Origin of the sequence: Cellulosimicrobium sp. NPDC057862, from assembly GCF_042797035.1 — a bacterium.
In the GTDB taxonomy this organism is placed as follows: Bacteria; Actinomycetota; Actinomycetes; order Actinomycetales; family Cellulomonadaceae; genus Cellulosimicrobium.
This window is the reverse complement of the sequence record NZ_JBHVMH010000025.1, coordinates 1-13,336: the sequence shown is the minus strand read 5'-3', so window position 1 is coordinate 13,336 and position 13,336 is coordinate 1. Positions and strand designations below refer to the sequence as shown.

Genomic DNA, 13,336 nt, shown 5'->3' with positions numbered 1-13,336 from the left:
GGGAGGATCGCTCCTCGTGACTTCTGCAACGGTTTGCAGCAACGCTTTCAGCGTGGCGAGCGGCACGACCCCGGCCGTCCCCGCGGTGCGCCTGCACCACCCGTCGGGGGCCGAGCTGGTCGTGGCGCTGCGCGGTGCCGCCGTGCTCGCCTGGCGTGCGCCGTGGATCGGGGCGGACGGGGTCGAGCGCGTCGAGGACCTCGTGGACGGGTATGCCGACGAGGCCGAGGTCGCCGCGCACGACGCCGCGCGGTCGGCGCTCATGGCTCCCTTCGTCAACCGCCTCTCCGGCGGGGAGTACGTGTTCGACGGCGTGCGGCACCAGGTGCCCCCCGTCCTGCCGTGGGAGCCCCTCACCATGCACGGGTTCGCCCGCACGCTCGACTGGACGGTCGTCGACCGGGACGAGGACCCCGCGCGCCCCGCCGACGAGGCGTCGGCGCGACCGGTGTCGGTCACGCTCGGCGCGTCCGTCGCCCCCGACGCGCACGCGGGCTACCCCTTCGCGCTCGCCCTCGAGGTCGAGTACGTCCTCGACGCGGGCTCGCTGGGCGTCACGTTGCGGGCCCGCAACGTGGGCGCGTCCGCCGCGCCGGTCGCCCTGGGCTGGCACCCGTACCTGCGCGTCCCGGGCCACGACACGATCGACCGGCTCGAGCTCACGGTCCCGGCGCGGCACGCCGTCGTGACCGACGCCGGACTGCTCCCACGCGTGGGGGCGGAGGCCTTCGGGGCGATCGACGGCGTCGGGCCGCTGCTGCTCGCCGGCGTGCGGCTCGACCACGCGTTCGGCGACCTGCGCACCGACGCCGACGGCCGCGCGCGGACGGTCGTGCGCGACCCCGCGACGGGGCAGGGTCTCGCCGTGTGGCAGGACCGCGGGCTCGTCCACGTCTACACGGGCGACGGCCTGGCGCGGCGCGAGCGGGCCGCCGTCGCGATCGAGCCCGTCGAGACCCTGACTGACGCCTTCAACCGCGCCGACTGCGCCGCGGACGTGCGGCTCGAGCCCGGGGCCGTGCGCGAGTTCGCGTTCGGGGTCGAGGTCCTGGCGTGACCCACGTCTCGTCCACCCGATTTGGCCTGGTCCGGAACCTCACGTAGAGTAGTGATCACCGACGCGGGGTGGAGCAGCTCGGTAGCTCGCTGGGCTCATAACCCAGAGGTCGCAGGTTCAAATCCTGCCCCCGCTACTCAGAAGGCGAAGGCCCTCGATCCGATGATCGAGGGCCTTCGTCGTGTCCGGGGTTGCCCGCCCCGGTGGCGTCGTGGTGCGGGAGCCGGACGTCCGCTGTGACGCGCCCCACCCGGCCGAGGTGCGGGCGAGGGAAGCCACGGCCCACGGCCCGGCGTTATCGTCAGTGGCCGGCGCTCACCACTCCCGCGGGCGCCCGACACCCGGAAGGTCACCATGCGCCGTCTGCGTCCCCGTCCCGCCGTCCTCACCGCCGTCACGGCGGTCGCCGCGCTCTCGCTCGCGGCCTGTTCGTCAGGAGGCACCGACGGTGGCGACGCCGCGAGCCCGAGCGGCAGCGCCTCGGGCGACGCCGCGCAGTGCGAGCCCGGCGCGCTCCCGACGCTCGTCGACGGCGTGCTGACCGTCGGCGCGGGCGAGGCGTACTCGCCGTGGTACGTCGGCGAGCACGACTCGGGCGAGGGCTTCGAGTCGGCGCTGATCTACGCCGTCGCGGACCGCCTCGGCTACGCGGCCGACGACGTCGTCTGGGAGACCGTGACGTTCGAGCAGATCATCAGCCCGGCCGTGAAGCCGTTCGACGTCGCCGCGTACCAGACCTCGATCACCGACGAGCGCAAGCAGGCCGTCGACTTCTCGAGCCCGTACCTCACGACGCGCCAGGGCGTCATCGTCATGGAGGACGGCCCCTACGCGGGCGCGACGACGCTCGCCGAGCTCGACGGCGCGCGCATCGGCGTCACGGCCGCGCAGACGAGCCTCACGCTCGCCGAGGGTGCGTGGGGCGAGGACGCGGACATCTCGCCGTACAACGCGGCGGGCGACGGCATGCAGGCGCTGCAGTCCGGCACGATCGACGCGATGGTCATGGACGTCGACCAGGGCGTCGCCGCGTCGACCGAGTACTTCCCCGACTCCGTCGTCATCGGGACGCTGCCCGACCAGGGCGTCGTCGAGCAGTACGGGCTCGTGCTCGACCTGGACTCCGCGCTGACAAACTGCGTGACCCAGGCCGTCGACGAGCTCGAGGCCGACGGCACGCTCGCCGAGCTGCGCACGACGTGGCTCAAGTCGGACGACATCCCCGTCCTCGAGTGACCCGGCCGTGACCGTGCCCGACGACGCGCGCCCGCCCGGGCGCGGGATGCCCGACGGCGGCCCGGGGGCCGCGTGGTCGCCGTCGCCGCTCGCGCTCGACCGCGCCGCGTTCCGTCGCGCGCAGCGTCGCCGCTCGCTCCTCGTCGCGCTCGTGAGCACGGTCCTCGTCGTCGCGGCCGTCGTGCTCGTCGTCGTCAACGCGCCCGGCTGGGAGCGTGCGCGGACCGCGTTCTTCGACCCCGCGATGGCGTGGGAGTCGCTGCCCGCGATCCTCGAGGGGCTGTGGCTCAACCTGCGCGTCTGGGTCGTGGCGGGCGTCGTCGGCACGCTGCTCGGTCTCGGGCTGGCGATCGCGCGCACGAGCCGCATCCCGGCGCTCTTCCCGCTGCGCGCGTTCGCGACCGCCTACGTCGACCTGTTCCGTGGCGTGCCGCTCCTGCTCGTGCTGCTGCTCGTCGGCTTCGGGCTGCCCGCGCTGCGCCTGGAGTGGCTGCCGACGTCGGGCGCGTTCCTCGGGGCGCTCGCGATCGTGCTCACGTACACCGCCTACCTGGCCGAGGTGTTCCGCGCGGGCATCGAGTCGGTGCACCCGTCCCAGGTCGCCGCTGCGCGCTCGCTCGGGCTCACACGCGCCCAGACGACCCGCCGCGTCGTGCTGCCGCAGGCCGTGCGGAACGTCACGGCCCCGCTCGCGAACAACCTCGTCTCGCTCCAGAAGGACTCGGGTCTCATCTCCGTGCTCGGCGCGGTCGACGCGATCCGCGCCGCGCAGATCGCGACGACGGGGAGCTACAACTTCACGCCGTACGTCGTCGCGGGGATCCTGTTCTTCCTCGTGTCGTTCCCGCTGACGCGCGCGGTCGACGCGTACCAGGCGCGCCGCGGCTGGGGCCGGTCGCTCGCGACCGTGAGCGGGGCGGGGGACATCCGATGAGCGGGGTCGTCCTGCCCTCCGGCGCGAACCCGCAGGGCACCGGCGCGGACCACCTGCTCTCGCTGCGTGGCGTCCGCAAGACCTTCCCCGCTCCGGGTGCCCCGGGTGGGCGGCGGGTCGTGCTCGACGGCATCGACCTCGACGTCGACGCGCACCGGTGCGTCGTGCTCGTCGGGTCGTCCGGCTCGGGCAAGTCCACGCTCCTGCGCGTCGTCAACCTCCTCGACGAGGTCGACGACGGGCAGATCCTGCTCGACGGCGAGGACGTCGCCGACCCGCGGCTCGACGCCAACCGGGTCCGCGCCCGCATGGGCATGGTCTTCCAGGCGTACAACCTCTTCCCGCACCTGACGGTGCTCGACAACGTGACGCTCGCGCCGCGCCTCGTGCACCGGCGGGCGCGTGCGGAGGCGGAGGCGGCGGCCGTCGAGATGCTGGGCCGGGTCGGGCTCGGCCACAAGGTGACCGCGTACCCCGACCAGCTCTCCGGCGGCGAGCAGCAGCGGGCGGCCATCGCGCGCGCCCTCGTCAACGGGCCCGAGCTGCTCCTGCTCGACGAGGTGACGTCCGCGCTCGACCCGGAGCTCGTCGGCGAGGTGCTCGACCTGCTCGCCGAGCTGCGTGCGGAGGGCCGCACGATGCTCGTCGCGACGCACGAGATGGGCTTCGCGCGCCGCGTCGCCGACGAGGTCTGCTTCCTCCACGAGGGCCGCGTCCACGAGCGCGGCACCCCCGAGCAGGTGCTCGGCGACCCGCAGCAAGAGCGCACCCGCGCGTTCCTCCGCCGTCTCCACGCCTGACCAAGCCCCCGGGGTCGCCGAACACGGCATGAGGGACGTCCTGAGCGTCTTCGCGGCCCTCAGGTCGTGCTCGACGGCGCGTGGTGTCGTTCTCGTCAGCGACGCGCGCGACGCAGCAAGGCCCCGCGCACCGGCTGGTAGGGTCGCGCCCAGCGTCGCGTGCCGGTGGCGGACCACGTCAGGCATGGAGGCGCCGAACCCGGAAGGGGGAGCCGTGACAGCACGGACCCTTTCCTCGTTCCTCACCGGTGAGTGAGGGCGAGAAGACCAGGCTCGTGGCCTGGTACGACGAGATGCAGGCGGTGCACGGCCGGCTGCGACGCGCGCTGGAGCTGGTGCGGGACGCGGCGCACGACGACGATCCGCACCCCAGCGATCCGGTCACCGACCTGCTGGTGTACTGCCGGGGCTTCTGCACCGCCCTGACCCGGCACCACACCGCCGAGGACGCGGTGCTCTTCCCCGAGCTCGAGCGGCGTCACCCGGACCTGGCGGACGTCATGCGGCGCCTGCGCCAGGACCACGGGATGATCGCGTACCTCGTCGCCGACCTCGAGCACGCGCTCGACCGGGCGACGGACCCCGAGGCGTCGCGGGACGCCGTCGGGCGCCACCTCGACGGCGTGGGCGCGATCATGGAGTCGCACTTCCGGTACGAGGAGCGTGCGCTCGGCGGCGTCCTCGCCGCGCTCGACCTCGGGGCGCGTCGCGAGGACGTGCTCGGGCCGCTCTGAGGCCACGGTCGGGCGGCACCACGCGGTGGTGCCCCCGACCGCCGCCGACCCCCTCGGGGAGCCGGTCAGCCGCGCAGGACGAGCACCACCGTGGCCGCGACCGACACGGTGGCGACGAGTGCGTACAGCCACGTCCACGTGCGCTGCCCGGCGACGCGCAGCACCACGGCCACCGCGAGCGCCGCCAGGGCGAGCACCGGACCGTCGACGAGCGGGGCCATGTCCACCGAGACGCGCAGGGTCTCCAGGAGCTGCGACGGCAGAGCGACGAACGGCTCGCTCTGCCGGGCCGCGCCGTCGGGCACGAGCCACAGCGTGCGGAGCACGGCCAGGACGGCGAGCAGACGCGGCAGCCCACGCAGGAGCGCGCCCCCGACCCGGGACCGGCCCCCGGACGACGACGCGGCGGAGCGGGAGGGCGCGGCGGCTGCGGGGGCCGCTGCCCGTCCCGGGGCCGTGGGCGACGCGGGGGTGTCCTGTGAGGCGTTCGCGGGCGGGGGGACGGGAGTGCTCGTGACGGCAGCGCCGGTGACGCGCGGCCGGGTCGAGCGCGGCGTGGGCCCGAGGTGCTGCACGGGGCTCCGTCGCGGCGGGACCGACGGCGGGACCGGTCGCCCGACCTGGGTGGCGACGAGGTCGGGAGAGTCCAGTACCCGGGTCCGCGCGGGGGCCGCGGAACCACGCTCGACCGCCGGTTCCGCCGCGGACGACGTCGCCGCGGGCCTGCCCATCGTGGAGACGCGCCGCACGGGCACCGGCCAGGCGCGTCCGCCCGCGGCGCCGCGCGCGGGGAGAGCGTCGGGCTCGTCCGTGCGCAGTCGGGCGACGCGGACCACGGGCTTGAGCCCGCCCGGCGTCACGTGCGGCGGGCGACGGTACGCCCGCCATCCGCGCAGGGTGTCCGCGTGCCCGGCGGGAGGGGTGGCGGCCTGCCACTGCATCGCCTGCCACAGCCAGTCCTTGAGCTCGGCGGGGGTTCTGCCGTCGGCGACGTGCGCCCCGATGCTCGCCACGTGGTCGGCGATGACCTCGGAGGCCGCGCCGTCGAACCCGTCGCCGTGCACCTCGGAGAGCACGCTCATGAGCGTGGCGTCGTACACGAGGGCGTGCCACGGCTCCCGGGCGCGGGCGGCATCCCGGCCGGCGGCGGCGCCGAGGCCTCCGCCGAGGTCCGGGCCGACCGCGACGGCATCGACCGGCCGCACGCCCCGGACGGGTGCGCCGGTCTCGGCACCCAGCCCGGCGACGGGGCCGAGCGCCCGCTCGGCCGCGGTGGCGCCGTCGGCCACGATCCGCTCCGTGAGGAGCAGGGTGTCGTCGGCGGCCTCCCCGGCGAGCCGCGCGCGCAGCACCGCGACGACGCTCTCGAGCGCGGGGCGGTGGTTCGGCTGGTAGCGGGTCATCGACAGGATGAGGTCCTGGAGATGGGGGTCGATCTCGGGCAGCTCGGCGGGGGACGGGGCCAGCTCCATCCCCGCCGGCACGCCGACGAGGTCGTCCGGCACCTCCCGGACGAGGTCCTCGGCCTCGAGGTCGCGGCCGAGGAAGTTGAGGTCCGCCGGCACGACGCCCGTGGTGGTGAAGATCAGCAGCAGGCCGAGCGCGTACACGTCCGAGCGGGGGTGCACGCGGCGGGCGAACAGCTCCGGCGCCATGTACGCGAGCGTCCCGACCGGCTGCGTGGAGGTCGCGGTGTCGAACAGCTTGGCGATGCCGAGGTCGATGAGGACCGCGCGGTCGCCGTCGACCATGATGTTGGCGGGCTTCAGGTCGCGGTGCACGCAGTGCTGCTCCTGGAGCACGAGCAGCGCCTCCGCGACCTGCGCGGCCAGGCGGAGCGCCTGCCGCCCGTCCAGCGGGCCCGACGCGCGGACCTGGTCGCGCAGCGTGGTGCCCGGCACGAGCCCCATCGCGAACCACGGCTGGTCGTCGTCGAGGCCCGAGCGCACGAACGCGGGGAAGCCGCGCCCGTCCACGGCCTCCAGCAGCCTCGCCTCCTGCGTGAAGCGCTCGCGGGAACCCTCCTGGAGGCCCGTCAGCACCTTCACCGCGACCTCCGCGCCGTCCGCGTCCGTCGCGCGGTAGACGTGCGCGAACCCGCCGTGCCCGAGCACCTCGGCGAGGGTGAACGGGCCTTTGCGGTCGCCGCTCGCCGGCACCTGGCGGACGGGCCGCCTGGGGAGCGGCGTGGGGCCCGGCTCGGCGTCGGGGGCGGCAGCAGGTCGGACGGAGACGTCGGGCGCGGCGGGCGTCGGCCCGGCGTGGTCGGCGGGAGCCTGGGTGGTCAGGCGGGTGTCGTCGTCGGTCGCCACCGCGAGGGCGGACTGCTCGGGGCCGGGCATGGGCGCAACGTTACAAGCGCGCCGCTCCTGGACGTAGCAGACAACTCCGACGTCCCGCCCCGCGAGCGTCGCGCCGACCTGGCAGGCTGGACGACATGGTCAACCGCCTCGCCGACGCCGTGAGCCCGTACCTGCGTCAGCACGCCGACAACCCCGTCGACTGGTACCCGTGGGGCGCCGAGGCGTTCGCCGAGGCGCGGCACCGCGACGTGCCGGTCATGGTGTCAGTCGGGTACGCGACGTGCCACTGGTGCCACGTGATGGCGCGCGAGAGCTTCTCCGACCCGGAGATCGGCGCGCTGCTCGCGCGCGGCTTCGTGGCGGTCAAGGTCGACCGCGAGGAGCACCCCGACGTCGACGCGAGCCTGCTCGCCGCCGCGAGCGCGTTCACGCCCGACCTCGGCTGGCCGCTCACGGTGTTCACGACGCCGGACGGCGCCCCGTTCTACGCCGGCACGTACTGGCCGCCCGTGCCCGTGGCGGGGCGGCCCGCGTTCCGGGACGTGCTCGACGCGGTCGCGCAGGCCTGGGAGCAGCGGCGCGAGCAGGTGGTCGACACCGGGGAGACGATCCGCGCGGCGCTGCGGGACGCGGCGGCGGGTCGGCGGACGGGCGTCCCGTCCGCGGCGGCGACGGCGGTCGCCGCCCCCGGGGCGCCGGGCGCCCCCGGCGCGACCGACGACGGCCCGGTCGGCCGGCTCGCCGACCACGCGCGGACCGTCGTCGACCGGCTGGAGGCGGCGGAGGACCGCGTGCACGGTGGGTTCGGCGGCGCGCCGAAGTTCCCCGTCGCGCCGACGCTCGAGCTCCTGCTCGACCTGGCCGCGTCCTCGGTCGTGGACCCCGAGGTCGCGCGTCGCGCGCTCGTCCTGGCCGGGCGCACGGTCGACGCCATGGCGGTGAGCCCCCTGCGCGACGTCGACGGCGGCTTCTTCCGGTACGCGACCCGGCCCGACTGGTCGGAGCCGCACTACGAGCGGATGCTCTACGACAACGCCCAGCTCCTCTCGGCCGCGACGACGCTCGCCGTGCTGCGGCGCACCGGGCCGGTGGACGGCCCGCTCCGCACGCCCTCGCCCGCCCCCGGGACCCCGGACCCGGGCGAGGGCGCCGCGCGGGTCGCGGCCGACGTCGGGCGCTTCCTCCTGCGCGTGCTGCGCCTGGCGGACGGTGCGTTCGCGAGCGCGCAGGACTCGGAGTCCGTCGTCGGCGGCGAGCGCGTCGAGGGCGGCTACTACCTGCTCCCGCCCGCCGAGCGCGCGCACCACGAGCCGCCCCGGCTCGACACCAAGGTGCTCACCGGCTGGAACGGCCTCGCGATCGAGGCGCTCGCACGGGCCGGGCACCACCTCGGCCTCCCCGACCTCACGGACGCCGCGCGTGCGGCCGCCGACCGGCTGCTGACCACGCACGTGCGGGCCGACGGGACGCTCGTGCGCGCGTCGGAGGGCGGCGTCGCCTCGAACGCCGTCGCGACGCTCGAGGATCACGGCTCCTTCGCGACCGCGCTGCTCGTGCTCGGTGGCCTGACGGGAGAGGCCCGCTACGTGCGCGAAGGCCTGCGCCTCGTCGACGCGACCGTCGGCGCGGACGGCGAGCTGCGACCCCCGCAGGGCACCGACCCCGTGCTCACGGAGCTCGGGCTCGAGGCGGGTGCCGCCGCGGACGCGTCGGAGGGCGCCGTCCCGTTCGGCACGACGGCGGCCGCGCGGGCGGCGCTGCTGGCCCACCTCGCGACGGGCGAGCCACGCTACCGGGACGCCGCACGCGCGCACGTCGCCGCGTCCCCGACGGCGAGCGAGCACCCGCTCGGCGCGGCCGGGGTGCTCCGCGTCGCCGTCGGGCTCGCCGAGCCGCCCCACCAGCTCGTGCTCGTGGCCGACCCGGACCTGCGCGAGGCGTTCCGGGAGGCCGCGCGCGACTGGTACCACCCGAACGGGCTGCTGCTCGGCGCGACACCCGGGGACGCCGCGGCGCTCGCGGTCGACGGCGTCGGCCTGCTCGACGGCCGCGGCCCGGGCGCCTACCTGTGCGCCGACTTCGTGTGCCGGCTCCCGGCGCACGACCCCGACGCGCTGCGGACCCAGCTCGACGCATAGCCGGGTCGGGCTCGGGCGTGCAGCGGGCCCGACGCGGTCGCATGATGGAAGAGCGGTGCGGCACGAGGAGGAGCCATGAGGGCATCGGTCGGGGACAGGATCGTCACCGCCTCGGGGGTCGTCGGCGGAGCGGTGCGCGACGGGGTGGTGGTCGAGCTGCGGCACGAGGACGGGTCGCCCCCGTACCTCGTGGAATGGGCGGACACGGGCGAGCGCACGCTCGTCTACCCGGGGTCGGACAGCTACGTCGAGCACGTGCCCGGGGCGGAGAACGGCGGCGGGACCGACACGACGAAGGTGTGGCGCGTGCAGGTCAGCGTGGTCGAGTCGGAGGGCCGCACGACGGCGGAGGCGGTGCTCGTCGCGGAGACGCCGGAGCACCTGCGGACCGTCGGGCGCGCGCGCCGCGACCCGCACGACCTGGACGTCCCGCTCATCGGCGACGAGATCGCCGTCGGGCGCGCGCTGCGGCGGCTCGCGGACCGGCTGCTCGACGACGCCGAGTCGGACATCGAGTCGTCCACGGGCATCCCGGCGCACGTGCACCTGTGACGGACGCTCCCGACGCGCCGGTCGTCCTGCGGGCCGTCGTGCACGGACGGGTGCAGGGCGTCGGCTTCCGCTGGGCGACGCGCGAGCGGCTCGTCGCGCTGGGGCTCGACGGGGTCGCGACGAACCGTCCTGACGGCACCGTCGAGGTGGTCGCCACCGGGCCCCGGAGCGCGGTCGACCGGCTCGTGGCGTGGTTGCGCGACGGCCCGACGCCGGGGCACGTCACCCGGGTGGACGTCGACCCGGGCGCGGGGTGAGGTCGACCCGCCTCCCGCGGGACGACGTCCGACGCGAGCGTCCGGACCGGCGACCGCTCAGGAGTCCGCGCGGGCCAGCACCGACTCCCAGTGCCACGGCTCGGGCACGCGCCCGTCGGGCTCGGCGAAGTCGGGGTGCGTCCAGCCGTAGGTCTCGGCGTTCTGCTTGAGCCACTCGTACTGCGGGGTGCCGAACGCCTGGACCCCGCCGCCCAGGTCGACGGCGAAGCCCAGGCCGTGGTTCGAGCAGCCGGGCGGTGCGGCGATCGGCGACGACGGGTCGTAGAGGCCCGCCTGCTCCTCGTACGTGCGGTAGGAGGAGTTGATCGTCAGGTGCACACCGAACCGCTCGACGTAGGCCGCGTCGAGGGCGACGAGCCCGTCGAGCACGTCGGCACGCACGCGGTCCGACGGCGACCACGGGATCGGGGCGAGCGCGGAGTCGGGCACCCGCCCACCGTCCGGGTCCCACACCTGGTCCGGCGCGGGGCAGGAGACGGCGTCCTGCGCGGTCGACATCTCCTCCGTCGACGTGGCGACGGTCGCCAGGCCCGCCTCCAGGTCGAGGACGGCCTGCTCCAGCGCGACGAGGTCGTCGGCGGACGCTCCGCTCCCGGCGCTCTCCGACGTCATCGTGGCCGCGTCGAGCGCCTCCCGGAGCCGGGTGCGCACCGCCTCGTCGGCGCCCAGGCCCTCCGTGGCGGCGTAGATCTTCTCGCCCTGCTCCTGGACGGGCGCGAGGCTCGTCCGAGCCGCCTCGACCTGGGCACGCGCGTGGTCCAGCATCGAGGCGTGCACGGCCTGCGACGCCTGCTCCAGCGACTCGGTCGCGCCCGTCGTGCCGGTCGTCATGCGATCGAGGAACGACGCACCCAGCAGGGCGCGCGCGTCGTCGACCTCGGCCGAGAGGTCGTCCCGGACGGCGGGGTCGGCGACCTTCCCGTCGGACGTCGCCAGCAGCTCCTGCGCCACGGCCGTCCGCCCGTCCAGCTCGTCGTACGTCGACCCCCGGTACCAGACCAGCCCACCCCCGGCAGCCCCGAGGAGGAGCGCCAGCGTCACGACGACCGCGATCCACGCGCCGCGGTGCCGGCGCGTACCCCGGGCGTGCCGCCGTTCCCGCCCGGTCGGGTAGCCCGAGGGTCCGGTGGAGGAGGGGGCGTTCGTGACGGTCACACCGCCAGAACCTACGCCACCGGCGGCTGCCCTCCGGACCGTTCGGCGGGTGAGCGCGGAGACGCTCACCGAAGTATCACGAACCCCGCCGGGCCCTCCCCAGATGGTGTCCCCGGCGACGGTGCCGGGGCGAGGTGGGGAGAGGGACATGAAGCGGCTGGTGCTGTGCTGCGACGGCACGTGGAACTCACCGGTGAACGCGAGCGTGTCGAACATCGAGAAGATCGCGCGCTCGGTCCGCACCGGCATCGGGCCGGACGGCGTCCAGCAGATGGTGTTCTCCGTCGAGGGCGTCGGGGCGCAGGGCTACCTCGTCGACCGGCTGCTCGGCGGGGCGTTCGGGTACGGGCTGACGCGCAACGTCGTCGCCGGGTACCGCCACCTCGCGCTCAACTACGAGCCCGGTGACGAGATCTACGTGTTCGGGTTCAGCCGCGGCGCGTACACGGCCCGGAGCGTCGTCGGCATGGTCGCGACCGTCGGGCTGCTCACCCAGGACTCCCTCGCGCGCGACCACCTGTGCGACGCCGAGCGGATCTACCGCCTGCGTGACGCCGCCCAGCGGGCGGAGCAGGCCGCCGCGTTCCGCGTCGAGCACTGCCACGACCACGTCCCCGTGGCGTTCCTCGGGGTCTTCGACACCGTCGGCGCGCTCGGGGTCCCCGGCCTGTCGCGCCGACGCAGCCGGTTCCACGACCTGCGCCTGTCGACCGACGTCGAGTGCGCCCGCCAGGCCCTCGCGATCGACGACCGCCGCATCACGTTCGAGCCATGCCTCTGGGACGTCCCGGTCTCCATGGCGGCTCGGGTCAAGCAGGTCTGGTTCCCCGGCGGGCACAGCGACGTCGGCGGCGGGGCGCGCGCACGCGCGCTCTCCGACACCGCCCTGCTGTGGATGGTCGGCGAGGCCATCGCCCGCGGGCTGTCGTTCGACGAGGACCGGCTGTTCGCCCAGCTCCACCACGAGGACGAGTTCGTGTGCCGGTTCCGCCCCGGCCTGCTCTTCGGCGCGCTCAACCTCCTCAAGCGCATGCACCCGCGGCCACGCTTCCGCGGCGACCGGCGCGTCCTCGCCGGCGTGCCCACCCCGCCCGACACCGTCGACGCCGTGTACCTCGCCCAGACGGCGGCGCACCTCACCGCCGACCCCGAGTCCGACTACGCGCGGCACGCCCGGAACGTCACGTGGTGGCGCGAGAGCGCCGGGCCGGGCCTGGACCGCCTGGTCGAGCCGATCCCCGGCGGCACCCGGGAGGACCGGCCGCTGGTCCTCGCGTGAGGGAACGGCCGGTCGCGCACGGTCGACGACGGCCCGCACGCGGACACCCGCGACGTCTGCACGGGCGCGGGGGACGACGTCGTCCGCTCGCCGGGTGCGACGCGCCGACCCCGTGCCATGCTGGGCGGCGTGACCGAGCAGACCGCACCACCGATCCCGGCCGAGCAGCTCGTCCCCGCCGACGCGCACGTGCTCGGCAACCCGGACGCGCCCGCGACGATCGTCGAGTTCGGCGACCTCGAGTGCCCGTACTGCGCCGCCGCCGCGCCCGTGCTGCGGCAGGTCGTCGAGGCGTCGGCCGGCCAGGTGCGCCTCGTGTTCCGGCACTTCCCGCTCTTCGAGATCCACCCGCACGCGCTCTCCGCGGCGCTCGCGGTCGAGGCCGCCGCCGCGCAGGGGCGGTTCTGGGAGATGCAGGCCGCGCTGTTCGAGCACCAGGACCAGTTCGGCGAGGCAGGCCTGGCCGACCGCGCCGAGGAGCTCGGCCTCGACGGCGCGTCCGTCGTGGGGGACGCCGCGCAGCAGCACGCCGCGCCCGTGCAGCGCGACTACGCCGACGCCCTCGCCGCGGGCGTCCAGGGCACCCCGACGCTGTTCGTCAACGGCGTCCGCTACCGCGGCCGCGTCACCGCCGACGGTCTCCGCGCCGCGATCGACGCCGCCACCGCGCCGAGGTAGAACCCCGGTCGCGCGAGGTAGCGCCCTGGTTGCGCGAGGTAGAACCCCGGTCGCGCGAGGTAGAGCCGTGGTTCTTGGGCCCGACGGCGTGTGGTCGCGTTGGGTGGTCGGGGTGGGTGGTGGTGCCGCGTCTACCATCCGCCGCTCGTTCCTCGCGGCTCCCGCCAGGCCCGCCACGACGCGGCACCACCA

At 75.6% G+C, this 13,336-nt stretch carries 12 protein-coding genes and 1 tRNA gene; 11 read left to right on the top strand and 2 right to left on the bottom strand.

The window, feature by feature from the left end:
• Positions 1-52 precede the first annotated feature (52 nt).
• From ACFVN3_RS19400 to ACFVN3_RS19375, 6 genes are all read left to right on the top strand, one after another.
• Positions 53-1,057: an aldose 1-epimerase gene (locus ACFVN3_RS19400; RefSeq protein ID WP_378234626.1), complete on the top strand. Its 1,005-nt coding sequence runs from the start codon at positions 53-55 to the stop codon at positions 1,055-1,057.
• Between the two features lie 62 nt (positions 1,058-1,119).
• A tRNA-Met gene (locus ACFVN3_RS19395) sits at positions 1,120-1,193 on the top strand.
• A 218-nt stretch (positions 1,194-1,411) separates the two neighbouring features.
• Entirely contained in the window at positions 1,412-2,293 is an 882-nt protein-coding gene (locus ACFVN3_RS19390) for an ABC transporter substrate-binding protein (protein WP_378234625.1), read from the top strand.
• A gap of 7 nt (positions 2,294-2,300) precedes the next feature.
• Positions 2,301-3,227, top strand: a complete 927-nt coding sequence (locus tag ACFVN3_RS19385) for an amino acid ABC transporter permease (protein ID WP_378234624.1) — start codon at positions 2,301-2,303, stop codon at positions 3,225-3,227.
• Positions 3,224-4,027 (top strand): amino acid ABC transporter ATP-binding protein, encoded by an 804-nt coding sequence (locus tag ACFVN3_RS19380; protein ID WP_378234623.1) that lies wholly within the window; start codon positions 3,224-3,226, stop codon positions 4,025-4,027. The genes ACFVN3_RS19385 and ACFVN3_RS19380 overlap by 4 nt, the downstream gene beginning before the upstream one ends.
• A 275-nt stretch (positions 4,028-4,302) precedes the next feature.
• On the top strand, positions 4,303-4,761 hold the full coding sequence (locus tag ACFVN3_RS19375; protein WP_378234622.1) for a hemerythrin domain-containing protein: 459 nt from the start codon (positions 4,303-4,305) through the stop codon (positions 4,759-4,761).
• Between the two features lie 65 nt (positions 4,762-4,826).
• Here ACFVN3_RS19375 and ACFVN3_RS19370 read toward each other — a convergent pair whose 3' ends face one another.
• Complete coding sequence (locus ACFVN3_RS19370) at positions 4,827-7,103, bottom strand: serine/threonine-protein kinase (protein WP_378234621.1); 2,277 nt, start codon at positions 7,101-7,103, stop codon at positions 4,827-4,829.
• A gap of 95 nt (positions 7,104-7,198) precedes the next feature.
• On the opposite strand from ACFVN3_RS19370, the gene ACFVN3_RS19365 reads away from it, so the two are divergent.
• From ACFVN3_RS19365 to ACFVN3_RS19355, 3 genes are all read left to right on the top strand, one after another.
• On the top strand, positions 7,199-9,202 hold the full coding sequence (locus ACFVN3_RS19365; protein ID WP_378234620.1) for a thioredoxin domain-containing protein: 2,004 nt from the start codon (positions 7,199-7,201) through the stop codon (positions 9,200-9,202).
• A 75-nt stretch (positions 9,203-9,277) separates the two neighbouring features.
• A complete protein-coding gene (locus ACFVN3_RS19360; RefSeq protein ID WP_378234619.1) occupies positions 9,278-9,754 on the top strand; it encodes a dsRBD fold-containing protein in 477 nt (158 codons plus the stop codon).
• Positions 9,751-10,011: an acylphosphatase gene (locus ACFVN3_RS19355; protein WP_378234618.1), complete on the top strand. Its 261-nt coding sequence runs from the start codon at positions 9,751-9,753 to the stop codon at positions 10,009-10,011. Before ACFVN3_RS19360 ends, ACFVN3_RS19355 begins: the two co-directional genes overlap by 4 nt.
• 57 nt (positions 10,012-10,068) lie before the next feature.
• Here the strand turns inward: ACFVN3_RS19355 and ACFVN3_RS19350 are convergent, their stop codons facing one another.
• Positions 10,069-11,187 (bottom strand): D-alanyl-D-alanine carboxypeptidase family protein, encoded by a 1,119-nt coding sequence (locus ACFVN3_RS19350; RefSeq protein ID WP_378234617.1) that lies wholly within the window; start codon positions 11,185-11,187, stop codon positions 10,069-10,071.
• Between the two features lie 148 nt (positions 11,188-11,335).
• Between ACFVN3_RS19350 and ACFVN3_RS19345 the strand changes: the two genes are divergently transcribed.
• Both ACFVN3_RS19345 and ACFVN3_RS19340 read left to right on the top strand, forming a co-directional pair.
• Positions 11,336-12,466: a DUF2235 domain-containing protein gene (locus ACFVN3_RS19345; protein ID WP_378234615.1), complete on the top strand. Its 1,131-nt coding sequence runs from the start codon at positions 11,336-11,338 to the stop codon at positions 12,464-12,466.
• A gap of 129 nt (positions 12,467-12,595) precedes the next feature.
• On the top strand, positions 12,596-13,144 hold the full coding sequence (locus tag ACFVN3_RS19340) for a DsbA family protein (protein ID WP_378234614.1): 549 nt from the start codon (positions 12,596-12,598) through the stop codon (positions 13,142-13,144).
• Positions 13,145-13,336: the final 192 nt, after the last annotated feature.

Excerpts from the sequence above, each read along its gene's own strand:
- ACFVN3_RS19390 (WP_378234625.1), top strand. The coding sequence starts at position 1,412 with ATGCGCCGTCTGCGTCCCCGTCCCGCCGTCCTCACCGCCGTCACGGCG.
- ACFVN3_RS19380 (WP_378234623.1), top strand. The coding sequence starts at position 3,224 with ATGAGCGGGGTCGTCCTGCCCTCCGGCGCGAACCCGCAGGGCACCGGC.
- ACFVN3_RS19370 (WP_378234621.1), bottom strand. The coding sequence starts at position 7,103 with ATGCCCGGCCCCGAGCAGTCCGCCCTCGCGGTGGCGACCGACGACGAC.
- ACFVN3_RS19365 (WP_378234620.1), top strand. The coding sequence starts at position 7,199 with ATGGTCAACCGCCTCGCCGACGCCGTGAGCCCGTACCTGCGTCAGCAC.
- ACFVN3_RS19360 (WP_378234619.1), top strand. The coding sequence starts at position 9,278 with ATGAGGGCATCGGTCGGGGACAGGATCGTCACCGCCTCGGGGGTCGTC.
- ACFVN3_RS19345 (WP_378234615.1), top strand. The coding sequence starts at position 11,336 with ATGAAGCGGCTGGTGCTGTGCTGCGACGGCACGTGGAACTCACCGGTG.